The 21,461-nt window shown below is 57.7% G+C and carries 23 protein-coding genes; 19 read left to right on the forward strand and 4 right to left on the reverse strand.

Going from position 1 to position 21,461, the window contains the following annotated elements; genetic code table 11:
- Positions 1-37 precede the first annotated feature (37 nt).
- Positions 38-1,048 carry an IS5 family transposase gene (locus GZH52_RS14645; RefSeq protein ID WP_163317530.1) on the reverse strand — a complete coding sequence of 337 codons (1,011 nt, stop codon included), beginning with the start codon at positions 1,046-1,048 and terminating at the stop codon, positions 38-40.
- Between the two features lie 174 nt (positions 1,049-1,222).
- On the opposite strand from GZH52_RS14645, the gene GZH52_RS14650 reads away from it, so the two are divergent.
- From GZH52_RS14650 to ubiT, 8 genes are all read left to right on the forward strand, one after another.
- Positions 1,223-1,663, forward strand: a complete 441-nt coding sequence (locus GZH52_RS14650) for a putative zinc-binding protein (RefSeq protein ID WP_163317532.1) — start codon at positions 1,223-1,225, stop codon at positions 1,661-1,663.
- 46 nt (positions 1,664-1,709) lie between these two features.
- A complete protein-coding gene (gene moaA / locus GZH52_RS14655; protein WP_163317534.1) occupies positions 1,710-2,699 on the forward strand; it encodes a GTP 3',8-cyclase MoaA in 990 nt (329 codons plus the stop codon).
- 14 nt (positions 2,700-2,713) lie between these two features.
- A complete protein-coding gene (locus GZH52_RS14660) occupies positions 2,714-3,382 on the forward strand; it encodes a carbonic anhydrase (protein WP_163317537.1) in 669 nt (222 codons plus the stop codon).
- 79 nt (positions 3,383-3,461) lie between these two features.
- Complete coding sequence (locus GZH52_RS14665; protein ID WP_163317539.1) at positions 3,462-5,366, forward strand: type IV pili methyl-accepting chemotaxis transducer N-terminal domain-containing protein; 1,905 nt, start codon at positions 3,462-3,464, stop codon at positions 5,364-5,366.
- A gap of 15 nt (positions 5,367-5,381) precedes the next feature.
- Complete coding sequence (locus GZH52_RS14670) at positions 5,382-6,032, forward strand: response regulator (RefSeq protein ID WP_163317541.1); 651 nt, start codon at positions 5,382-5,384, stop codon at positions 6,030-6,032.
- A gap of 140 nt (positions 6,033-6,172) precedes the next feature.
- On the forward strand, positions 6,173-7,180 hold the full coding sequence (gene ubiU, locus GZH52_RS14675; protein WP_163317543.1) for a ubiquinone anaerobic biosynthesis protein UbiU: 1,008 nt from the start codon (positions 6,173-6,175) through the stop codon (positions 7,178-7,180).
- 16 nt (positions 7,181-7,196) lie between these two features.
- Positions 7,197-8,123, forward strand: a complete 927-nt coding sequence (locus GZH52_RS14680) for a U32 family peptidase (protein ID WP_203525786.1) — start codon at positions 7,197-7,199, stop codon at positions 8,121-8,123.
- The gene (gene ubiT, locus GZH52_RS14685) at positions 8,110-8,544 is read left to right on the forward strand and encodes a ubiquinone anaerobic biosynthesis accessory factor UbiT (RefSeq protein WP_163317545.1); all 435 of its coding nucleotides are present in this window, start codon (positions 8,110-8,112) and stop codon (positions 8,542-8,544) included. The genes GZH52_RS14680 and ubiT overlap by 14 nt, the downstream gene beginning before the upstream one ends.
- A gap of 230 nt (positions 8,545-8,774) precedes the next feature.
- Here the strand turns inward: ubiT and GZH52_RS14690 are convergent, their stop codons facing one another.
- Positions 8,775-9,230 (reverse strand): ferritin-like domain-containing protein, encoded by a 456-nt coding sequence (locus GZH52_RS14690; RefSeq protein WP_163317547.1) that lies wholly within the window; start codon positions 9,228-9,230, stop codon positions 8,775-8,777.
- Between the two features lie 292 nt (positions 9,231-9,522).
- On the opposite strand from GZH52_RS14690, the gene GZH52_RS14695 reads away from it, so the two are divergent.
- Positions 9,523-9,966: an RrF2 family transcriptional regulator gene (locus GZH52_RS14695; protein WP_163317549.1), complete on the forward strand. Its 444-nt coding sequence runs from the start codon at positions 9,523-9,525 to the stop codon at positions 9,964-9,966.
- Positions 9,967-10,101: 135 nt separating this feature from the next.
- Here GZH52_RS14695 and GZH52_RS14700 read toward each other — a convergent pair whose 3' ends face one another.
- Complete coding sequence (locus GZH52_RS14700; RefSeq protein ID WP_163317551.1) at positions 10,102-10,473, reverse strand: hemerythrin domain-containing protein; 372 nt, start codon at positions 10,471-10,473, stop codon at positions 10,102-10,104.
- A gap of 245 nt (positions 10,474-10,718) precedes the next feature.
- Here GZH52_RS14700 and GZH52_RS14705 point away from each other — a divergent pair, with 245 nt between their 5' ends.
- The 4 genes from GZH52_RS14705 to chrA all read left to right on the forward strand — a co-directional run bounded on the left by GZH52_RS14705 (position 10,719) and on the right by chrA (position 14,938).
- The gene (locus tag GZH52_RS14705) at positions 10,719-10,985 is read left to right on the forward strand and encodes a DUF2249 domain-containing protein (RefSeq protein ID WP_239058144.1); all 267 of its coding nucleotides are present in this window, start codon (positions 10,719-10,721) and stop codon (positions 10,983-10,985) included.
- A 136-nt stretch (positions 10,986-11,121) separates the two neighbouring features.
- The gene (gene ytfE / locus GZH52_RS14710; RefSeq protein ID WP_163317552.1) at positions 11,122-11,847 is read left to right on the forward strand and encodes an iron-sulfur cluster repair protein YtfE; all 726 of its coding nucleotides are present in this window, start codon (positions 11,122-11,124) and stop codon (positions 11,845-11,847) included.
- A gap of 4 nt (positions 11,848-11,851) precedes the next feature.
- The gene (locus GZH52_RS14715; protein ID WP_163317554.1) at positions 11,852-13,096 is read left to right on the forward strand and encodes an NnrS family protein; all 1,245 of its coding nucleotides are present in this window, start codon (positions 11,852-11,854) and stop codon (positions 13,094-13,096) included.
- 669 nt (positions 13,097-13,765) lie between these two features.
- Positions 13,766-14,938: a chromate efflux transporter gene (gene chrA / locus GZH52_RS14720; RefSeq protein ID WP_163317556.1), complete on the forward strand. Its 1,173-nt coding sequence runs from the start codon at positions 13,766-13,768 to the stop codon at positions 14,936-14,938.
- A gap of 241 nt (positions 14,939-15,179) precedes the next feature.
- On the opposite strand, the gene cobA is transcribed toward chrA, so the two are convergent.
- The gene (gene cobA, locus GZH52_RS14725) at positions 15,180-15,965 is read right to left on the reverse strand and encodes a uroporphyrinogen-III C-methyltransferase (protein WP_163317558.1); all 786 of its coding nucleotides are present in this window, start codon (positions 15,963-15,965) and stop codon (positions 15,180-15,182) included.
- Between the two features lie 148 nt (positions 15,966-16,113).
- On the opposite strand from cobA, the gene GZH52_RS14730 reads away from it, so the two are divergent.
- The 6 genes from GZH52_RS14730 to GZH52_RS14755 all read left to right on the forward strand — a co-directional run bounded on the left by GZH52_RS14730 (position 16,114) and on the right by GZH52_RS14755 (position 21,458).
- A complete protein-coding gene (locus tag GZH52_RS14730; protein ID WP_163317560.1) occupies positions 16,114-16,539 on the forward strand; it encodes a c-type cytochrome in 426 nt (141 codons plus the stop codon).
- 47 nt (positions 16,540-16,586) lie between these two features.
- Positions 16,587-18,017 (forward strand): cbb3-type cytochrome c oxidase subunit I, encoded by a 1,431-nt coding sequence (locus tag GZH52_RS14735; protein WP_163317562.1) that lies wholly within the window; start codon positions 16,587-16,589, stop codon positions 18,015-18,017.
- 91 nt (positions 18,018-18,108) lie between these two features.
- Positions 18,109-18,636, forward strand: a complete 528-nt coding sequence (locus GZH52_RS14740) for a cytochrome c oxidase subunit 3 (protein WP_239058145.1) — start codon at positions 18,109-18,111, stop codon at positions 18,634-18,636.
- 37 nt (positions 18,637-18,673) lie between these two features.
- Positions 18,674-18,934, forward strand: coding sequence for a cytochrome C oxidase subunit IV family protein (locus GZH52_RS14745; RefSeq protein WP_163317566.1), 261 nt, complete (start codon positions 18,674-18,676; stop codon positions 18,932-18,934).
- A 295-nt stretch (positions 18,935-19,229) separates the two neighbouring features.
- Positions 19,230-20,558 carry an RNA-guided endonuclease IscB gene (gene iscB / locus GZH52_RS14750; RefSeq protein ID WP_163317568.1) on the forward strand — a complete coding sequence of 443 codons (1,329 nt, stop codon included), beginning with the start codon at positions 19,230-19,232 and terminating at the stop codon, positions 20,556-20,558.
- Positions 20,559-20,666: 108 nt separating this feature from the next.
- Positions 20,667-21,458: a CbbQ/NirQ/NorQ/GpvN family protein gene (locus tag GZH52_RS14755; protein ID WP_432417441.1), complete on the forward strand. Its 792-nt coding sequence runs from the start codon at positions 20,667-20,669 to the stop codon at positions 21,456-21,458.
- The last annotated feature ends 3 nt before the right edge of the window (positions 21,459-21,461 follow it).

Genomic DNA, 21,461 nt, shown 5'->3' on the forward strand with positions numbered 1-21,461 from the left:
AGCCCGCATTTCGCGGACTCCGGACGCACTCCGAGCGTCAGAAGGCGGCCACCCCGTTGTTTTTCAGCCAGCACATCCGCTTCAGGTTGTAGGTCAGCACCTTGAGATGCAACTGCAAGTTCGCCCGAGCCAAGCCTACGCTGCGCAGGCACTTGCCACCCAAAGCACGTAACCCCGCGAACGGATGTTCGCCGCGTGCCCGGATCCTGGCGATGCGCCGGTTACGACCGGCCTGCGTTTCGGAGAGTGCCTGTTTCGGCTTGGCGCGGCGCTGGATGTGTTGCCGCCAACCGCACGCTTTGAGGACCTCCAGTGCGGTGTAGCCGCGATCGGCGTACAGGTCATGACTGGTATTGCTCCAGTCAAGCACCTTCAGCAGGTGAGTCTGGTCGCCTTCGTTGGCCGGACTGATGTACACGGTGCGGATCAGCTTGTAGCGGCAGCCGGTCGATACCGACAGCTTGTAGCCGAAGGTCTGCTTGCCGTGCTTCTCGGTCCAGCAGGCATCGACATCCTTGTGCGCGAGCTTCTTGGCCGACCAGTCCTCCGGCGTTTCGCCCTGCTTGATCTGCGCGTTCTCGGTCCGTCCGTTGCGCTGGATCGGCACCGGCACCAAGGTGGCGTCGATGATCTGGCCACAACGGGCGAGGTAGCCCTCGGCCTGCAGCTGGCGGTTCACTTCGTCGAACAAGCTTGCGCCCAGGCCCGCCTGCACCAAGCGCTCGCGAAAGGCCCACACTGTATTGCGATCCAGAACCTTGCCGGTGTCGCGGATGCCGAGGAAACGCTGGAAGCTGGCGCGGTCGAGCACCTGGAATTCAAGCTGGGCATCGGACAGGTTGAACAACTGCTGGATCACCAGCAGGCGGATCATCAACTCGGTTGGGTACGGCGGCCGACCGCCAAAGTAGCGATGCGGCCTCGGCAATGCGCGGTCGACGCTGGCCGCCAGCGCGGCGAAGTCGACATGACGGCCCAGCGACTCCAGCGGATCACCCAGCTTGGACAGCTTGCTTTCACGTTCTTCGGCGGCAAACAGGCTCTTCATGTCGGTGCGTCTCGGTCAGTGCATGCTCAGATCATGCCAGAACGGGAGGTTTCTGGAAGTTCCCAGCGGGCGTCGTGCCAAAGTGATTAGTTCCATCGGGCAATAGTCATGCAAGCGGCAAGACATGATCATGCCAACATCCATTGTGTGATGTCTTCAAGGCAGGAGAGATGTATGACTGGGCACCCGGATCGGCGCGTCGTTCCTTTGGTCTATGCCTGCAGCGGCTGTTCAAATGTGGCTCAGTTGTGCAACAACATCGCACTTGATCTTGATCGGAGTGGCCGGGCGCGGATGTCATGCATTAGTGGCGTTGGTGGCGGTGTGCCATCGCTAGTCCGACTGGCTAGGTCGGGATTGCCCATTCTTGCCCTGGATGGGTGTGAACTCTCCTGCGTGGCAGCCTGTCTTGGTCAGGTCGGTATCGTCCCGGATGAGCATTTGGTGTTGACAAATATTGGTTTGCGCAAGCGACAGGGTTGTGATGCTGCAGAAGAAGCTACGGCACTCGCGAATGCCCTCGTCGAAGCATCACTTGCCAAACTCTCAAATGAAGGTAGTAGCGATGCAGTGACTGTTGCGTCACCTGTTTGCTACCGGGAATTGGAAGAGTAGTCCGCTCCTATGAGCAGGAATATTTTGAATGAATGCGGGCGATTAAATGTCAAATAAAAAAAGGCTGATCGATGGTTTTGGACGGCAGATCAACTATTTACGGGTGTCTGTGACAGATCGATGTGATTTGCGCTGTAGTTACTGTTTGCCTAAGGGGTTCAAAAGCTTTGAAGAACCTGCACACTGGCTTTCTCATGAAGAAATGGCAAGACTTGTTGGTGTGTTTGTATCGCTTGGCATTGCTAAGATCAGACTGACCGGAGGAGAACCACTGACCAGAAAAGGAATCGCCGATTTCGCGGCTATGGTTTCGTCTTTGGATGGGGTTGAGGATTTGTCACTCTCGACTAATGCTACTCGACTTTCGGGTCAAGCCCAGGCACTTTACAGTGCAGGAATTCGTCGCCTCAATGTCAGTTTAGATACCCTTGATAAGGCTTGCTTTGCAAGCATCACAGGGCGTGATTGCCTAGAAGATGTTTTGGCAGGCCTTGATGTGGCTAAGTCAGTCGGGTTTAAGCCTATAAAACTTAACTGTGTCGTTCAGTCTGGTGTAAATGTAGAAACACTTCACACCCTATTTGACTATTCGTTGAATAATGGATTTGTTCTAAGGCTGATAGAGACTATGCCAGTTGGAGATACCGGGCGTGCTGCCGGATATGTCGATGTTACCCAACTTGGGGCAAGTCTGGCCAGAAAATACGGGTTGCTACCCCATTTGGATGACGCAGGGGCCGGTCCTGCCCGTTACTGGTCTAGGGGGGATGGTTTGGTGAATTTTGGTGTCATCACTCCACGTTCACAACATTTCTGCGAACGTTGCAATCGGGTTCGCTTAGGTGCAGATGGAACATTATATTTGTGCCTTGGGCACGAAGACAGTGTTCCGCTTGGCACTATGCTGCGAGATGGTGCAAGTGATTCCGCGATTGAATCGGAAATTCTCTCGGCAATTTCAGAAAAGCCAGAACGTCATTATTTCAATACGCAACCTGATAAGGTTGTGCGCTTTATGGCCCAGACTGGTGGTTAGGAAAGTGGTTGCGCATGCATGACATTGAGCGGTTTATTCATGGGTTCGAAAAATTTCAGAGCCACTATTTTGAAGATTCTCCAGGATTGTTCAATGATCTTAAGCATGGACAACGTCCAGGTACCTTGTTGATTGGGTGTTGCGACTCTAGGGTAGATCCCGCTTTACTACTTGGTTGTGATCCGGGAGATATTTTTACTGTCCGCATTGTTGCAAGTCTGGTGCCGCCTTGTGGTTCGGCCAGAAGTCATCACGGTGTGTCAGCGGCCATCCAGTTTGCAGTCGAGTCTTTGAAGGTCTCACGTATTATTGTTCTTGGTCATGCGCAATGCGGGGGCATTCGCGCACTTGTTGAACAGGACATTAACACATCGCGTGAAGATGATTTCATAGGTAAATGGATGTCAATCGCAGAGCCTGCGCGCGCGCGCGTGATGTCTACGATGCAAGGCGCTTCGCTGCTGGAACAACGGAGAGCTTGTGAGCTTGCATCAATTTTGGTGTCTCTAAAGAATCTGGAGACTTTTCCTTGGGTGAAGGCAGCAAAGTCCGCAGGAAATCTGACTTTGCATGGCTGGTATTTTGATCTGGATTCTGGCGCGCTGCTTGGATATGCGCCGCGTTCAGATGCTTTCTTGCCTTTGGTGTGTCCTATTGTACCAAAATTGGCTTGCACTCTATGACGGATGGGGTCATTCTGCTCGTAACGGCACATCTGGTCAAATGTGCACAAAATGTATGAATAGTTGGTGATAGATACTGATGGGCAAGGAAAAATTTGTTTGGAGGCACCGCCTTTCAACCAGAATTCTGGCACTCAACATTGGTGGACTGATTGTCATCATGTCCATGATCGTTGGGACGCTGTGGCTCTCATGGCAACTCGAGGGTGCTGGTGCTGCTATTAACGATGCAGGAAGCTTACGAATGCGGGCTAATCTAGTGCAGATTAAGCTGGATCGCGAAGAGGGCATTGACCAATCTGATGTAGATAAAGCAGTTCAAGAACAGAATAGACTCCTCGATAGATTGCTTTCTGGTGATCCAAGTAGACCTTTATTTATTCCTAATGATTCAGATGTAAGAAAACAGTTTTTGAAAGTCGCAGATCATTGGCGTAATAAGATGGTTCCGGCAATATATTCGAAAGACATCGAGAATCGTAGCAAAATATATTATGCTTTGCTGCCTGATTTTATAACGCAAACAAATTTGCTTGTTTCGATGATTGAGCGAGCGAACGAGCAGAAAAGCAATCTTCTTAGATTTTCCCAAGGCGTGCTGGCGTTGACAGTATGTTTGGGGGCGCTTGCTATTGCATACTTGCTGTATCTATGGATAATTCTTCCTTTGGGTAGACTTCAGAATGGCGTGCATAGAATGGCAAGCCATGATTTTACAGTTAGATTGCCTATCGATAGTCGGGATGAGTTTGGTGGTTTGATGCAAGGTTTCAATGCAATGGCTGACGAACTAGAGAGCCTGTATCGAGACCTGGAAGCTCGGGTAGCAGATAAAACGGCGCGAATGGAAAGGCAGAACCATGAGTTAACAACTCTTTACGATGTCCTTGTTTTTCTGAATCAACCTGCAGAAATTGAGACACTTTGCAGTGGTTTCCTTGGCAAGGTGATGCGACACTTCAATGCGCAAGGTGGTAGCTTAAGGGTTTTGGATGGCCGAAGCGATCGTCTGCATTTGGTTGTTTCTGAAGGACTTCCACAAGATCAGATTGGCGCTGAGCAGTGCACTCATGTAAATGCTTGTCATTGTGGTCATGCTACCTTCCAGAACAAGATTATTATTCAGAATCTGAATTATTCTAATAATAAGTTGCCATGTTCAAAGAGTGGTTTTGTTTCTCTAGCAGCATTCAGAATTGCGTGTTTAGATCAATCGCTTGGTGAATTCACGCTTCTCTTTTCTAAAGAACGCAATCTCAGTGCTGCGGAGGCGCAAGTGCTCTCCCTGCTGGGTCAACATCTTGGTGTCGCGTTGGAAAACAGGCGACTTTCAGCGCGTGCCCGCGAAATGGCAGTTGCTCAAGAACGGAATTTGTTAGCACAGGGGCTGCATGATTCCATCGCGCAGGGTCTCAATTTCCTGAAGATGCAAGTAGATCTTTTGAAACGAGCACGGAATGTAGGTGATCATGCCGAAGTCGAAGAAATTGTAGAGTTGATTTCGGGTGGGATTGATGAGAGTTATCAGGATGTCAGAGAGCTTTTGTTGAATTTCCGCAGCAAGCTGGGTCCTGGAGAGTTGTTTGAGGGAATAAGGGAGGCTGCAGATCGCTTCTCGCGTCAGACCGGCATTTCGGTTTCTTTTTTTGTGGAGGATGCGGGGGGAGCCCCGTTGCCGCCTGAACAGCAGCTGCAACTACTCTTCATTGTGCAAGAGTCGCTTTCAAACATTAGAAAACACGCGAATGCCCGCAGCGTAAGTATTAATGTTTTAAATAGTCCAGATTTTCAAATAGAAGTGACTGATGATGGTTCTGGCTTTGATCTGGCGGAGGTCGATGCCCGGGGTGAAGGTCACATCGGCTTGCACATCATGAGGGAACGTGCTGAAAGGATAGGGGCGCAGTTGGAGTTCAAAACAAGCCCGGGGATGGGGACCAAGATCAGATTGATCCTGAGTAAGCGTCTTCGTAAAGCCGCGTAGAATAAGAGAGAAAACATGCCGATTAGAATTCTATTGGTTGATGACCATAATCTGTTTAGATCTGGATTGAGGCTGCTTTTGCAGAAGCAGGATCACTTCGAAGTGGTCGGTGAAGCCTCTGATGGCGGGGAAGGTCTCAAGCTGACGAGAAAGCTAAATCCTGATGTCGTTCTGCTTGATTTAAACATGCCCGGCCTTTCCGGCCTGGATACACTCAGGTTGATTATCGCAGAGTTTCCTGACATCAAAGTTATTATTCTTACCGTCTCGGAAGAGAGTGATGAATTGGCTCAGGCACTGCGTGAAGGTGCTCGTGGATTTCTCCTGAAAAACATCGAAAGTGCAGATCTTGCTTCTGCTATAGAGCAGGTTAATTCTGGACAGTCTGTTGTTTCTCCTGCGATGACTGCAAAGCTTGTAGATTGTGTCAGGGAAGGAAATAATCGGCAGGCACCAATCCCCGCTGACTATGAAAAACTGACGACGCGCGAACGTGAAATTGTTCGCTTTCTTGTTCAAGGAAAGAGCAATAAAGAAATTGCGCTATGCCTTAATCTTGCAGACAGCACTGTCAAGATACACGTTCAGAATGTGTTGAAGAAGCTTGGCTTGAATAGTCGGGTTCAGGTTGCAGTGTACGCGGTTGAACGTGGACTGACTGATTGAAGGTAGTTTCATGAGGGATTGATCATTCGTTGAAGATTGATATTCATGAAATAATATTTTTATATTACACGATATGTCATCTGCGCAAATTAGGTTGGTCTGCCGACTGCTTTTCGATATTCGAGTGGTGGCCTGAGAATATGTCGACCCTGCCCGAACTGGTCTGCCCCGCCGGCAGCCTGCCCGCCCTGAAAACCGCGATCGACCACGGCGCCGACGCGGTATACATGGGGCTCAAGAACGAGACCAACGCCCGCAACTTCGCCGGGCTCAACTTCGACGAAAAATCCGCCGCCGCCGGCATCCGCTACGCGCACGACAAGGGGCGCAAGGTGCTGATGGCGATCAACACCTTCGCGCAGGGGGTCGACATCTCGCGCTGGCAGCGTGCGGTCGACCAGGCCGCCGACCTCGGCGTCGACGCGGTGATCCTCGCCGACATCGGCCTGATGGATTACGCGTGCCGGCGCCACCCGCGCCTCAGGCTGCACATGTCGGTGCAGGGCTCGGCGACCAACTACGAGGCGGTCAACCTCGCGCGCGAGCGCTTCGGCGTGGTGCGCGCGGTGCTGCCGCGCGTGCTGACGGTCGACCAGGTGCGCCACGTGATCGAGCACACCGACGTCGAGATCGAGGTGTTCGGCTTCGGCAGCCTGTGCGTGATGGTCGAGGGGCGCTGCCTGCTCTCCAGCTACGCGACCGGCGAGTCGCCGAACACCCACGGCGTGTGCTCACCGGCCAAGTTCGTGCGCTGGGAGCAGGAAGGCGCGGCGACCGCGTCGCGGCTGAACGGCATCCTGATCGACCGCTACGGCGCGGGCGAGGCCGCCGGCTACCCGACGCTGTGCAAGGGCCGCTTCGACGTCGAAGGCGACACCTACTACGCGCTGGAAGAGCCGACCAGCCTCAACGTGCTCGAGGTACTGCCGTCGCTCTTGGAAATCGGCGTCGCCGCGATCAAGGTCGAGGGCCGCCAGCGCAGCCCGGCCTACGTCGCGCAGGTGACGCAGACCTTGCGCGCGGCGCTCGACGAGGCCGCGCGCAACCCGCAGCGCTTCTCGGTGAAGCCCGCGTGGCAGGCGGCGCTTGCCAAGGTGGCCGAAGGCCAGCAGCAGACGCTCGGCGCGTACAGCCGGCCGTGGAAATAACCCGCAAGAAACCCCGATGAGCGCATTGAACCTCAAACTGACCCTGGGCCCGGCCTTGTTCTTCTGGCCGCGCGAGACGGTCTACGCCTTCTACGAAGAGGCGGCCACCTGGCCGCTCGACACCATTTACCTCGGCGAAGCGGTCTGCTCGCGCCGCCAGCAACTGCGTACCGCCGACTGGATAGACCTCGCACACCGGCTCGCCGACGCCGGCCACGACGTGGTGCTCAGTTGCCAGGCGCTGACCGAGAGCGAATCCGACCTCAAGCGGCTGCGCCGCGTGGTCGGCAACGGCCGCGTGCGCGTCGAGACCAACGACCTGGGCGCCGTGCATCTGGCAAGTAGCGCGGGCGTGCCCTTCGTCGCCGGCTGCCACAGCAACATCTACAACGTCGACACCCTCGCGCTGATGGCCAGCATGGGCGCGGTGAGCTGGGTGCCGCCCATCGAGATGGACCGCGACACGCTCGCCGCCATCCTCGCCGAGTGCCGCGCGCGCGCACTGCCGCTTGAAACCGAACTCTTCGCGTGGGGCCGCCTGCCGCTAGCGCTGTCGGCGCGCTGCTTCACCGCGCGCCACTACAACCTGAAAAAGGACGACTGCCAGTTCAAGTGCCTCGAACACGCCGACGGCGCGCGGCTGTCGACCCGCGAAGGCAAGGGCTTTCTGACCGTCAACGGCATCCAGACCATGTCCGATGGCTGCCACGCGCTGCTGCCGCACCTGACCGACATCGCCGCCATCGGCGTGTCCGCGGTGCGGGTGAGCCCGCAGGCCACCGGCACAGCCGAGGTGGTCGCCGCGTTCCGCCGGGCCATCGCAGGCGACGTGGTCGAGATGGACAGCCTGCCGCGCCCGGACGGCGCGTGCTTGGTCGACGGTTACTGGCGCGGCGAAGCCGGCATCAACCCGATTGGAGAACACCACCATGCGTGTGCCTGACCTCACCCTGCCCCCGCTCTTTGCCAGCGTGGTGTCCCGCCTGCCGGCCACCCCGCCCAACCTCGCGCTGGTCACCCTGCTCAACCAGTTGCTCAAGCGCGGCGTGCTGCCGGCCGACATGAGCCTGCTCGCGGGACGCCACTTCGCGGTCGACGTACTGGACGCCGGCCTCAGGCTGCGCTTTGGCGCCGACGACAACGGCTTCGTGCTGGACGACGGCCACGCCGAACCCGACCTGCGCTTCGCCGCCAACGCATCCGACCTCGCGCGCATGATGCTGCGCGAGGAAGACCCGGACACGCTGTTCTTCAACCGCAAGCTGACCATCGAGGGCGACACCGAGCTGGGCCTGATCGTGAAGAACCTGCTCGACAGCGTCGACTGGAGCGAGACGCCGCTCGCGCGCTTCATGGCGGCCTAATCCGAGACATTTTGCGCTTACCAGATTGCGCGGAAATGATCAGCATCCATTGTCATTTTCAGAAGACGCACGCGGTCAACTAGGATGATTTTCCGGCCTCTTTCATTCGGGTGATCTGCCCCAGCCAGCCGTGCCAACGATAAGGAGAGAAGTCCTAAGTCCACATGATCGGGTCGACAGTGATGGGGATACCGACGCTTGAACTCGCCGACTATCCACGCAAACCGGGTTCACTCCTTGAACGCGGCGGTGTCACCGGGGCGGCGCAGCATCTTGTTGACCTCATCTTGATGCAGCTCCTCAGCCAGGATCATTTCGCGAGCGTACTCTTCCAGCAACACCGAATGCCCCTCTGAAATCTTCAGCAAGTCGTAGTAAGCCGCCAGAGTCACCTTCTCATGCTCAAGGCTTTCCCGCAGGATATCTCCAATGTCATGCTTCTGCGTTTCCAGCAAAGAGGCAATCTTGAGCGATGGATGCCCCCCAAGCAGCGTTACCAGCTCGCCGGCCTTGTTGGCATGATTCAAGCCCTCTTCAGCGTTGTCTTTCAACCAGGATACGATGGGGATACGGTTGTAGCCGTACACCATGAGGGAGTAATGGGTGTACTTCACCACACCGGCTAACTCCAGCTCCATGATGCGGTTCAGTGCGTCGATGGCCGCTTTGGTCGTTTTGTCGTCCAAGGCACTTTCCTCCTGTGAATGGGGTGCCTCTCAAAAGTAGCCTGCTGCTGGTCGCTTTCCCATCTTTCCATCAGGTAGCTATGCAACTTGCCAAGCAATGTGCGCTGGCCATCGGTGCGGCAAGCGGCATTGGCCTCACTTTAGCCCGACCGTCTACAGCCGAAGGGCCTGCGGTGGCAATCCCCGTCCTTTCCGGCCTCAAGAGCCTCAAGACTGGCTCGCGAACGAATCGTGTTTATTTAAACATGTATTTGGAGGACAATATTTCCCACCTTATCTTGCGTACCCTGCCATGCGCCTGAACGCTTTTACCGATTACTGCCTGCGCACACTGATCTACCTATCAGTGCAACCTGACGGGCTGGCTACGCGCGCGCAAATTGCCGCCGCCTACGCTGTGTCAGACAACCATCTGATGAAAGTCGTGCATTTTCTCGGCAAGGCAGGATTGATCGAGACGCTGCGCGGTAGGCACGGTGGGATGCGGCTGGCGCGTCTGCCAGCCGATATCCGCATTGGTACGCTGGTTCGTCTGTGCGAGGAGGACGTGCCGGTAGTCGAGTGCTTCGAAAAGGGTAGCGGCTGCCGCATTGACGGCTTGTGCGCGTTAAAACACATCCTGTTTGAGGCGCGCGAGGCGATGTACGCTACGCTGGATTGCTACACGCTGGCGGACTTGAGCGCCAACCGCGAGGCACTGGCTATGCAACTGGGGCTGCCGCAGGCTGCGGAGTAGGCGCCACACCCCACAGGGGCGTGGCGCTACTAGTTGCCGTTCAAAGCACGCCTACGCCGTCCGCGCCATCCTTTCCCGGCCCTAAGGCCGAGACTTGCGGCGCACCTCCCTCTGTGGCAGACACTGGTGTCGTCTTCAGTCTGCCGCTGTCAACGCTTCCAGCGCCGGGAACAACTCTCTTTCCTCAAAGCGCACATGGGCTGCCAGTTTTTGCCCAAATTCGGGAAGAACGGTCAGTTCTGTCGCATGCAACCGCGCCATCAGCGCACGCAACTCGGCGTGATCATCAGCGAAACGGCAAGCCAGTTGTGGCAAGGTAGCCAATGTAGCGGAAAATTGGGCTTCTTCTGCCGAAAAGTGGGCCTCGAGATCGGCAAGAAACGCCGGTGCGGGTTGGACTGCGGCCAGAGCATGCACGTCGTTACCGGCACGGTTGATGCGCATGGCAAGTACCAGTGCCGAGTGATGCTCTCTTGAGAAGCTGATCAATGCAGGACTACGCTTCACTGTTGTTACTCCTTGCGATCTAAAACATGTATATAGTTTACATCTTTAACGGGTGGGCGCATAATGCGTAAAGGAAGTCGTAGCGATGCGTCTCGCGGCCGCCGGCGTGCGCGTCTGGAGGTCAGTTGGGGGTGAGGATCACGACCCTTGGCCACGATGGTGCTGTCCATGCGCCCGGTTGCCGACTAGCAGCGCAACATTTTTAGGTTGACGGATAGCCCGTCTGTGCAACGTTAAGGAAAAGCATGATGGCCCACGATTGTTCCATTCCCGTCATTCAGGACGGTATCTACAGTTTTGACGCACGCGGCATCGCCAGGCGTTTCCGTCACGCGGCAATCTTCGGCGCACTAAACGCGCTGCAGCCAGGTGAAACCATGCGCTTTTGCAATGACCACGACCCACTGCCGCTGCTCTCGCAGATCGGGCAATTTTTCGGTGAGCGGGTACGCATCGAGTATGTGCGGCGCGAACCTGGCGAAATTGTCATCGATTTTTGCGTTGCCTCCTGACCGATCCAGCCGCCGCAGGAGGCGCTGCCACATTGCGAATGGCCGCTTGGCCTGTTCGTGCTTGTTGACGGCTGCCTCGCTTGCCGGTGCGGCTGAGGTGACCTGCTTTTGAACTTGATTGTGTGGAGAATCCGCCATGACGACCCAGCAAACCGCGATAGTCATTGATGCAACGCAACCCATCGGCCAGATTGCCGTTGCCTTACCAGGGGCGATAGCTGTATTTCGCCGCTTGAAACTCGATTACTGCTGCGGCGGACAAATCAGTCTGCAGAAAGCCGCGCAGGACAAGGATTTGTCGTTGGAGCCGATTCTTGCGGAGCTGGCGGCACTGCAACGCCAAGACGACACGCCCGAGTTTGCCAGTGCCGGCGCACTGATCGACCACATTCTCGAGCGCTACCACGATGTCCATCGAGCCCAGTTGCCCGAGTTGATCGAGATGGCCAAGTGCGTGGAGGCCGTGCACCGCGGTCACGCCAACGTGCCGGCGGGGCTTGCCGTGTTGCTGACCGAGATGCAGGCTGAGCTGTTCGATCATATGAAGAAAGAGGAGCTGATCCTGTTTCCGATGCTTAGAACCGGCGGTAATCCTTACGCGGCGAATCCGATCGGGATGATGCGCAGCGAGCACGTCGAGCATGGCGCGACACTGGAGTATCTGGCGGCAAAGACAAATGACATGATTGCGCCTAATGACGCTTGCACGACCTGGCAAGCGCTGTACGCCGGACTGAGGCAGTTGAGGGAAGATCTCATCAACCACATTCATCTGGAAAACAACGTTCTGTTTCCGCAGTTTGAAAACAATACCGCCAGTACCGGATGCGGCCCCAACGGCTGCGCGTGTAGCGGAATGTAACTGTATGCGGCACACATCCGGATCCCAAGCCGGGCGCACGCCGGCACCCACCGAGCCTGCGTCGTCGGTGAGACTGTTAACGCTGGCGCCTCATCGCGCCGGCTTTTTTCTTGGCGGCAGTGTGCTGCTGCTGGCACTGCTGTGGTGGCTATTGGAGTTGGTCGGACGCAGTTACGGGGTCAGTCTGTCAGAACTGCCAGCAAGTTTCTTGCACGGCCAACTGATGTTAAGCGGCTTTTTCCCGCTCTTCATACTGGGATTTATCTACACGGCCGGGCCGAAGTGGCTGAGCGTCGTACCGCCAGCCACCACTGTGTGGCTGGCGGCCATCTTGCCTTATGCCTTGGGCAGTGTCGGCTTGTTGCTGGCGACGCGCCTGCCTGTGTTATGGCCGCTTGCCAGTATGCTGCAGGCGCTCGCCTGGCTGTGGGCTTGCCTAATTTGGGGCGGCCGCATTCACGCGAGCACCACACCGGACCGCAAGCACGCATTGCTGATCTTGGCCGCCTTCGCGCTAGGGGCGGCTGCGCTTGGCTTGTACGCATTCGTTGCAGTGAGCAGGCAATGGCAGCTCGTCCACCATGCGGAGACCCTGTTGCTGTGGGGGATGTTGCTGCCCGTCTTCCTGATTGTCTGTCATCGCATGTTGCCGTTTTTCTCGGCCAACGTGCTGCAGCCCTACCGGACGTGGCGCCCCCTCTGGCTGCTGTACGCCATGGTAGGCGGCGCATGGCTGCATGGCCTCATGCACCTGATGGCGCTGCCAAGCTACTTGCTTGATGCCGGGCTGGCTGGGCTACTGCTGTTTACCAGTTGGCGCTGGCGACTTGCCCGGTCGTTCAAGGTACCGCTCCTTGCCATGCAGCACGTCGCCTTTCTGTGGGCCGGCTTGGGAATGGTCGTGCTTGTCCTGGAAACTGGGCCTTTCTCAACGCCGATCATCGGCGCAGGCTACGCGGCTTTGCACGCGCTGGCTCTGGGTTTCATGCTGTCGATGTTGTTGGCGTTTGTCACCAGGGTGACGCTCGGTCACTCTGGACGGGCGCTGATCGCCAGTCGATTGACGTGGACACTGTTCTGGTGTCTGCAGGCCTTGACTATGCTGCGCCTGCTGGGGGAGTGGGTGCCCGGCCTGCGCACCCCGCTGTTGCTGGCAACTGCAGTCGGCAGTGTTCTGGTACTGGGGGCGTGGTCCGCACGTTACATGCCGATGTATACGCAGCCAAGGCCGGATGGGAAAGAAGGATAAAGAGTACTAATTAAAGATCTTGATCGTGAGCGTTCGGTGGCTTCACCTTGTCAAGCCGGCGCAGTAGCGATCAACGCTTGAGAAGAAGGAGTTCGTCGATACGGCTGTTCGGCCAGACAGGGAGCTTTTCTGATCTGAGGGGTAGACAGCCGGATCCAGAATGTTGCGTCCGGCGTTGGTCAGCAGGCTCTGGATGGCGGCCGCACGTCGGCCGGTGTGTTCGCAGGGGGTGCTGCGGGGTAGCGGCACTTGGGCACGGCCGGCGATTGCTTTACACCTGAAGTTTCGATGGTGTGACTACCGCCAGCCACACCTGCTCGGCGCGTATCATGTCAGGCGCCGCAACAGTTCGGCCAGCCTAGCCGGCGAAGTGGTGCCCGGCAGGCTGAGGCGCCAACTGGCCTGCCCCAGCGCGACGGGCGCAGCAGGGGGCATGATATGTACCGGAACCATGACGGGCATGCTGTCCTGCAGGGTAAACGCTCGTTGCCATCGGCACTGGGAAGATGAAGCCAGTCCCAGCTGGCGGGCATTAGCGCTCAGGTTCAGACCGCTACACGCCCCGCCTTTATTTGTCTTATTTCGCTATCGGGATCTTACCATTATGACCCAACGAACCAGGAATTAAGATTCAACGATGAGCGATACCACCAAGACTGACCGCAGCCCTTGGGTTATTTTTTGATCTTTCTCAGGCTTGGCCTGACCTCCTTCGGCGGCCCGATAGCCCATTTAGGCTACTTCCGTGATGAATTCGTAACACGACGACAGTGGTTGACCGATCGCAGCTATGCGGGTCTGGTCGCCCTCTGCCAATTCCTGCCGGGGCCGGCCAGCAGTCAGGTCGGCATCGCAATTGGGCTGTCCCGATCCGGCTATGCAGGAGCGTTGGCTGCGTGGGCGGGTTTCACGATACCTTCAGCGATTGCGCTGATCCTGTTTGCACTGGGGATGGCCAGTCACGGGAGTGCGATGCCTGCTGGCGTACTGCACGGATTGCAAGTGGTTGCCGTGGCGGTGGTCGCGCAAGCCGTATGGGGAATGGCTCGCAATCTCTGTCCAGATGCACCGCGCATCACCGTCATGGCTGCGACAACTTGCTTTGTACTTCTGGTACCGTCCGTTTGGGGGCAGGTAGGAGTCATTGCCATTGCGGCGTTCATTGGTCTGTTGCTGTTCAAACCTCAGCAGAGGGCGGCGCATGACCCGTTGCCAATTGCCATGCGGCGTCGCGTTGGCCTGCTCTGGCTAACACTGTTCTTTGCGCTGCTGATCGGGTTGCCGTTGTTGACAGCCATGTTCCCGAGTCAGACGCTGGCGATGGTGGATGCCTTCTACCGGGCAGGATCACTGGTCTTTGGTGGAGGGCATGTCGTGCTGCCGTTGCTGCAAGCCGAGGTCGTGCCTTCCGGTTGGGTCAGTAATGATGCATTTCTGGCAGGCTACGGTGCCGCGCAGGCCGTCCCTGGCCCTCTGTTCACCTTTGCGGCGTTTCTCGGCGCTTCGATGAACCAGGCACCCGCCGGCTGGTTGGGTGGCTTGGTCTGCCTGCTGGCGATCTTCGTTCCGTCCTTCCTGATGGTCGTGGGTGCGTTGCCGTTCTGGGAGCGTCTGCGCCGCAACATCCGAACGCAAGCGGCGTTGTTGGGCATCAATGCGGCCGTGGTTGGCCTGCTGCTGGCCGCTCTCTATCAACCGGTCTGGACGAGTACGATTCACGCACCGCAAGACTTCGGCTTGGCCCTTGTGGTGCTGATTGCCTTGATGTTCTGGAAACTGCCACCGTGGCTGGTCGTAGTTGGCGGTGGTGTCGCGGGCTGGTTTTTAAGCGTGGCCCTGTAAGGTTCTGAGCTTGACCGACAAAGCCCTTTACGGCGGGTCGATTGATCAGTTGCGCGGCAAACCTCGCCCTTCAGGGCGGAGAAGGATAGCGCGGTCAGCGTAGCGGTCAGACGCAATAGGAATCCCCGCCCTTTCCAGCCTCAAAGCTGGCAAGCGAAAACGAAAGGTCGGGGAGGATGTCAAAGTCCGTGCAGCCGTATTCTGAAAACGACAGTTTGGTCTTGCCGAGACTTTAGGCTCACTAGGAACTAGCTAGTTCGCCTTTAGGGTAGTGGCCCGCAATTGACCCGATAAAAAGCAATGACGGTGGTTTGATGCCGGTTTCCTTCAGCGTTAGTGGTAATGCTGACAGGACAGTGCGTACGCAGCGCTCGCTAAGGCGTGTAGCATTTTCGACCACGGCAACCGGTGTCATTGGGCTGCGGCCGGCAGCCAGCAAAGCCTCGACAATGGCTGATGCTTCACCGATTCCCATGTAGATGACAAGTGTTTCATCTTCATCACCATGCAGTGCCCAAGACAAATTACTAAGTCCGTTTCTGCGATGCCCAGTGACAAAGCGGCATGACTGTGCGTGATCACGGTGTGTCAGCGGAATGCCACACGATGCTGCCGCGCCCAACGCAGCGCTGATGCCGGGAACGACCTCCCATTTGATGCCGGCATCACCCAAAGCATCAATCTCTTCCCCGCCGCGCCCGAACATGAACGGATCACCACCTTTGAGCCTGACGACGCGCTCGCTACGTTGAGCCGCGGCAACTAACTCGGCGTGAATTTGTGCTTGCGCCATGGTATGCGTGCTGGCGCGCTTACCCACACAGACCATGCGAGCATGCTTCGCCAGCTTAAGGATCGCCTCGTCAACCAGCAGATCGTAGAACACGGCGTCCGCCTCTTCCAACCGCCTCAGGGCGACCAGCGTCAGCAGGCCTGGATCGCCGGGACCCGCGCCGACCAGGCTGACGCTGCCGGGGGGCTGGCTGCTGATATTGCTCCAGCCTGAAAAAGTAACTGATTGCTCCATGGTGTGCTCCCTCATGCAATTTGCACGGCCAGTGTGGGTACTCCTGCTGCCGAAATCGTTGATTCCGGTCAATGCTATTCGAATTGCGTGGTTCGTATAGTTGACCGCGGTGCCGGGGCTTTCCGGCGTGTGTTTCGGGAGAGATGCCATGAGTTCAAGCTTCACCAAATCGACAGCACGAAATATTTTCTTCGGCGGAAGTATGTTCTTTTTCCTGCTGTTTCTCGCTTTGAGTTACGACACCGTTCAAGCCATTCCCAAGCAAAGTCCGAAAGCAGTCATGACCGAACAGGTTGCGTTGGGGAAGCGGGTGTGGGAGGTCAATAACTGCATCGGCTGCCATACCTTGCTGGGCGAGGGCGCATATTTTGCGCCCGAACTTGGCAACGTCTACCAGCGGCGCGGCCCCGAGTTCATCAAGGCTTGGATTCAGGCACAGCCGACCAATGCACCGGGTCGCCGCCAGATGCCGCAGTTCCATCTGAGCCAGGAAGAGCTTGATGCGGTCGTTGCCTTCCTCAAGTACAGCTCCGAGATCAATACCAACAACTGGCCGCCGAACATCGAGGGCTGAGTTCAGATGAAAGCTGCAAAGATTCATAACGCCCAAGGAGAGATCCAATGACCAGTCATGTTGCCGCACTCAATGCGGCAGGCGCGCAGCGGGCCGACGGCCATGCGCAATTACGCTTCCGCTCGCAAGCGGTCGCCAAACCCTATTTCATCGCGGCGATCGGCTTGTTCTTCCTGCAGATCGTATTCGGCCTGATCATGGGCCTGCAGTACGTGATCGGCGATTTCATGTTTCCAGAAATCCCGTTCAACGTGGCGCGCATGGTGCATACCAACCTGCTGATCGTGTGGCTTCTGTTCGGCTTTATGGGCGCGGGCTACTACCTGATTCCGGAGGAATCCGAGCGAGAGCTTTACAGTCCGAAGCTGGCGATCTTCACCTTCTGGATCTTTCTTGTGGCCGGGGTGTTGACGGTTGTCGGCTACCTTGCCGTGCCGTATGCCACGCTGGCGCAGATGACCGGTAACGATTTGCTGCCGACGATGGGGCGTGAATTCCTCGAGCAGCCGACTATTACCAAGATCGGCATTGTCGCGGTGGCGCTGTCGTTCCTGTTCAATCTGTCGATGACCATCCTGGCCGGCCGCAAGACCAGCATTTCGCTGGTGATGATGCTCGGTCTGTGGGGACTGGCGGTTTTCTTCCTGTTCTCGTTTTACAACCCTGACAACCTGGTGATGGACAAGTATTTCTGGTGGTGGGTGGTCCACCTGTGGGTGGAAGGGGTGTGGGAACTGATCATGGGTGCGATGCTGGCGTTCGTGCTAGTCAAGGTGACCGGTGTTGACCGCGAAGTGATCGAGAAATGGCTGTACCTGATCATCGCGATGACGCTGATCACCGGCATCATCGGTACCGGCCACCACTACTTCTGGATTGGTGCTCCCGCGTACTGGCAGGTGCTGGGTTCGGCTTTCTCGGCGCTGGAGCCGATTCCGTTTTTCATGATGACGCTGTTTGCCTTCAATATGGTGAACAAGCGCCGGCGCGAGCACCCGAACAAGGCAGCCGTGCTGTGGGCACTGGGTTGCGGGGTCATGGCGTTTCTGGGCGCCGGTGTCTGGGGCTTCATGCACACCCTGGCGCCGATCAACTACCTGACGCACGGTACGCAGATCACCGCCAGTCACGGCCATATGGCGTTTTATGGCGCGTATGCAATGGTGGTTCTGACCATGATCTCGTACGCGATGCCGCTGATTCGCGGCCGCGAAGCCAACAGCAATGCGTCGCAGGTGGTGGAGATGTGGTCGTTCTGGCTGATGACGATCGCGATGGTGTTCATCACGCTGTTCCTGACCGCCGCTGGTGTGCTGCAAGTCTGGCTGCAGCGCATGGGAGACTCGCCGATGTCCTTTATGGCAACGCAAGACCAGGTAGCGTTCTTCTACTGGTTGCGTGAAGCGGCAGGGGTGGTGTTCCTGATCGGTGTCATTCTCTATGTCGCAAGCTTCTTCATTAACAAGCAGGACAACTAACGAAGCGCTGACCTTGTCCGTGCCGGTGCACGGACAAGGCCGGGGTGATCGTTTAACGCCCGGCGAGCGATCCCTGTCGGGCGATCTGGCCATGTGGGGACTGATCGTCGCTGAGTTGGCCGTTTTTGGACTGCTGTTTTTTGCCTATGCCTGGCAGCGGCGCAGCCACGCCGAAGCGTACGCGACAGCACAGGCGACGCTGGCGTTGTGGCCGGCGCTCGTAGGGACGCTGGGCTTGCTCACTGGCAGCTTCGGTGTCGCGCTGGCCGTGCACGCCTGGTCACAGGGCTGGCACGCGCTGGCGCGCGCGGCGCTTTATCTTGGCATCGTGTCTGGTGCGGTCTTTATCCTGCTCAAGGGCGCTGACCTGCTGTCGCTTGGCGGTCGGGGCATCAGCCTGTCAAGCGGGGGGTTCTGGACGTTCTATCTTTTTCTGACTGGCTTTCACTACCTGCACGTGCTGCTGGGCTGGGGCTTACTACTGGTTGTAGCCTGGCGTGCCCGGCGCGGACGCTACGACCACGGCGACTATTCAGGCGTCGAAACGGTCGCCGCCTATTGGCACATGGTCGACCTGGTCTGGGTTGTCTTGTTCGCACTAATCTATGTCGCACGTTGATCCGCGCGTGTCCGATGCTGTCGGCCAGGGGAAAAAAATGGAATCGAAACCTCGGCTGGATTTTCCGCTGTTAAGGCTGATCGTGGTGTTGCTGTTGCTGCTGGGCTTGTCGCTGGTTCAGGCAGGCGGCGAGCGCGAAGCCTGGCCGATGTCTGTTTTTATGCTTTTTGCCTGGCTCAAGGGCGCGCTGATCGCCGAGTACTTCATGGCGCTGGCGTGGGCGCCGTGGGTGTGGCGGCTGCTGATCCACGTCTGGCTGCTGCTGGTTTGTGCCGGGCTTGCCCTGAGCTTCTTCTGAGAAATAACCGTCAACTACCCCGCCCTGAAGGGCGGAACTTGCTAACCGCGAGCTAGGTTGACCAGGGCGAGCGGATTTCCGAATCCGCTACGTGTGCAACAGGTCGTTAAGACTTACCAAGGGATGCTTCCTCAGTCCCTTGCTCTAAAAGGATTCGATCATGCTGGCGAAAGGTAAAGCGCCGAAGGTTGTTTCCGCCGCAAAAGCGGGAGCCGGTTGCGGACATGCCCGAGGAGAGCGAGGCGAAAGCCTCTGTCACAAGGCGCGTAAGCGCAAGATTTAGGAGTAATACGCAGTGAGCGTGTTTGTACTCGATAAACGCAAAAAGCCGCTGATGCCGTGTTCGGAGAAACGCGCCCGCAAGCTGCTGGATGCAGGCCGGGCGGTGGTGGTTCGCGTCGTGCCGTTCACCATCCGGCTGAAAGACCGCGTGGGCGGGGAAGTCCAGCCGCTTCAGGTCAAACTCGATCCCGGCAGCAAAACCACCGGCATCGCGTTGGTGCGCGTAGAGGACGAGGCTGATCCTGAAAGCGGAGAGATGCGTCGCACTGTCCATCCGCTGTGGCTCGGCCACTTGCAACATCGCGGCGCAGCCATTCGGGAGGCGTTGCAGGCGCGACGCGCCTTGCGCCGCCGTCGCCGCAGTCAAAACCTGCGCCATCGTGCGCCACGGTTCGACAATCGCACCAGACCGGAAGGCTGGCTTGCACCCTCGCTACGGCATCGGCTGGAAACCACGCTGTCGTGGGTGCAACGGCTGTGCCGCTGGACGCCGGTTTCCGCGCTCGCTGTTGAGCGCGTGAGGTTCGACATGCAGGCGATGCAAAACCCCGAGATTACCGGCGTCGAATACCAGCAAGGCACGCTGCACGGGTACACCGTGCGCGAATACTTGCTGGAAAAATTCCAGCGCCAGTGCGCGTACTGCGATGCCTCGGACGTTTCCCTGCAAGTCGAGCATGTCCAGCCGCGTGCGCTGGGCGGATCGGATCGCGTCAGCAACCTCGCACTGGCTTGTCCGCCGTGCAACCAGAAGAAGGCTGCACAGCCGGTCGAAGTATTCCTGGCGAAGCAGCCGGAACGACTGGCCAAGCTGCGCCGGCAACTGAAGACCCCGTTGCACGACGCGGCTGCGGTCAACAGCACGCGCAATGCCATCGTGCAGGTGTTGCGGAAATCCGGCCTGCCCGTTGAGGCATCGGACGGTGGCAGAACGAAATACAATCGCCTCGCGCTGTCCGTACCCAAGATATATGCGCTGGATGCAGCCTGTGTCGGCAGAGTTGATGCGATTGGACTCTGGCAGCGCCCAGTGCTGGGAATCAAAGCCACCGGACGCGGCAGCTACCAGCGCACGCGACTGGATGGTTCGGGTTTCCCGCGTGGCTACCTCACCCGCAGCAAATGGCATTACGGCTTCCAGACCGGCGACCGGATACGGGCAGAAGTACAGACTGGCAAGAAAGCCGGTTCGTACACGGGGCGTGCGGCAGTTCGCGCCACCGGAAGTTTCAACATCCAGATTGCCGGTCAGCCGGCTGTACAAGGAATCAACCATCGGCATTGCCGGCTGATCCAGCGTGCGGACGGCTACGGTTACGCTTTTCAACCAAAGGCTGCTTAGAGAAAGGAGAGCGGGTACAGGGAGCAGTCCAGCATCGACGCCTGAGGCGTCGGCGCTATCCCTCCCCGGCATGAATGCCGGGGCTTCCCGCGCAAACTGATGAATGCATTGCTTGAAATAATCCCGGCGCCGCCTTTTTACCAGAGTGTCGGTCGCGAGTGCGAGGTCTTTACTGCAGCATTCGAGGCGCGGCTGCCGGTACTGATCAAGGGGCCGACCGGTTGCGGAAAAACCCGTTTCGTCAGCCACATGGCCGAGCAGCTGGGGCTGACGCTGCATACCGTTGCCTGCCATGATGACCTGACCGCGGCCGACCTGGTCGGGCGGCACTTGATCACTGGCGGCGACACGGTCTGGGTTGACGGCCCGCTGACCCGTGCCGTGCGCAGCGGTGGTATCTGTTACCTTGACGAAGTGGTCGAGGCACGCAAGGACACGACGGTGGTCCTGCACCCGCTGACCGACGACCGGCGGATCCTGCCGATCGAGCGCACGGGCGAGTTGTTGCACGCGCATCCTGACTTCATGCTGGTGGTGTCGTACAACCCCGGCTACCAGCATGTGCTGAAGACGCTCAAACCGTCGACGCGGCAACGTTTTGTCGCGTTGTCGTTCAATTTTGCCAGCCCCGAACTCGAGCGATCGGTACTGGTGACCGAGACCGGACTGGACGCCGGGCGCGCCGCCAGCCTGGTTACGCTCGCCGGACAAATCCGCCGCCTTGCCGGCGTCGACCTTGAAGAAGCTGTCAGCACCCGTTTGCTGGTCTACGCCGCGCGGTTGATGGTCGCCGGCATGGACGAACGTGTCGCCTGCCGCGCCGCGCTGGTCGAGCCGCTGAGTGACGAGGAAGACACGCTCGCCGCCCTTGAGACCATCATCGCCGCCCAGTTCGGTTAAGGA

The organism is Crenobacter caeni (assembly GCF_010435965.1).
Taxonomy (GTDB): domain Bacteria; phylum Pseudomonadota; class Gammaproteobacteria; order Burkholderiales; family Chromobacteriaceae; genus Craterilacuibacter; species Craterilacuibacter caeni.

What these genes read in the sequence shown, in the direction of transcription:
- GZH52_RS14645 (WP_163317530.1), bottom strand. Translation starts at nt 1,048, where the DNA reads ATGAAGAGCCTGTTTGCCGCCGAAGAACGTGAAAGCAAGCTGTCCAAG.
- GZH52_RS14650 (WP_163317532.1), top strand. Translation starts at nt 1,223, where the DNA reads ATGACTGGGCACCCGGATCGGCGCGTCGTTCCTTTGGTCTATGCCTGC.
- moaA (WP_163317534.1), top strand. Translation starts at nt 1,710, where the DNA reads ATGTCAAATAAAAAAAGGCTGATCGATGGTTTTGGACGGCAGATCAAC.
- GZH52_RS14660 (WP_163317537.1), top strand. Translation starts at nt 2,714, where the DNA reads ATGCATGACATTGAGCGGTTTATTCATGGGTTCGAAAAATTTCAGAGC.
- GZH52_RS14665 (WP_163317539.1), top strand. Translation starts at nt 3,462, where the DNA reads ATGGGCAAGGAAAAATTTGTTTGGAGGCACCGCCTTTCAACCAGAATT.
- GZH52_RS14670 (WP_163317541.1), top strand. Translation starts at nt 5,382, where the DNA reads ATGCCGATTAGAATTCTATTGGTTGATGACCATAATCTGTTTAGATCT.
- ubiU (WP_163317543.1), top strand. Translation starts at nt 6,173, where the DNA reads ATGTCGACCCTGCCCGAACTGGTCTGCCCCGCCGGCAGCCTGCCCGCC.
- GZH52_RS14680 (WP_203525786.1), top strand. Translation starts at nt 7,197, where the DNA reads ATGAGCGCATTGAACCTCAAACTGACCCTGGGCCCGGCCTTGTTCTTC.
- ubiT (WP_163317545.1), top strand. Translation starts at nt 8,110, where the DNA reads ATGCGTGTGCCTGACCTCACCCTGCCCCCGCTCTTTGCCAGCGTGGTG.
- GZH52_RS14695 (WP_163317549.1), top strand. Translation starts at nt 9,523, where the DNA reads ATGCGCCTGAACGCTTTTACCGATTACTGCCTGCGCACACTGATCTAC.
- GZH52_RS14705 (WP_239058144.1), top strand. Translation starts at nt 10,719, where the DNA reads ATGATGGCCCACGATTGTTCCATTCCCGTCATTCAGGACGGTATCTAC.
- ytfE (WP_163317552.1), top strand. Translation starts at nt 11,122, where the DNA reads ATGACGACCCAGCAAACCGCGATAGTCATTGATGCAACGCAACCCATC.
- GZH52_RS14715 (WP_163317554.1), top strand. Translation starts at nt 11,852, where the DNA reads ATGCGGCACACATCCGGATCCCAAGCCGGGCGCACGCCGGCACCCACC.
- cobA (WP_163317558.1), bottom strand. Translation starts at nt 15,965, where the DNA reads ATGGAGCAATCAGTTACTTTTTCAGGCTGGAGCAATATCAGCAGCCAG.
- GZH52_RS14730 (WP_163317560.1), top strand. Translation starts at nt 16,114, where the DNA reads ATGAGTTCAAGCTTCACCAAATCGACAGCACGAAATATTTTCTTCGGC.
- GZH52_RS14735 (WP_163317562.1), top strand. Translation starts at nt 16,587, where the DNA reads ATGACCAGTCATGTTGCCGCACTCAATGCGGCAGGCGCGCAGCGGGCC.
- GZH52_RS14740 (WP_239058145.1), top strand. Translation starts at nt 18,109, where the DNA reads ATGTGGGGACTGATCGTCGCTGAGTTGGCCGTTTTTGGACTGCTGTTT.
- GZH52_RS14745 (WP_163317566.1), top strand. Translation starts at nt 18,674, where the DNA reads ATGGAATCGAAACCTCGGCTGGATTTTCCGCTGTTAAGGCTGATCGTG.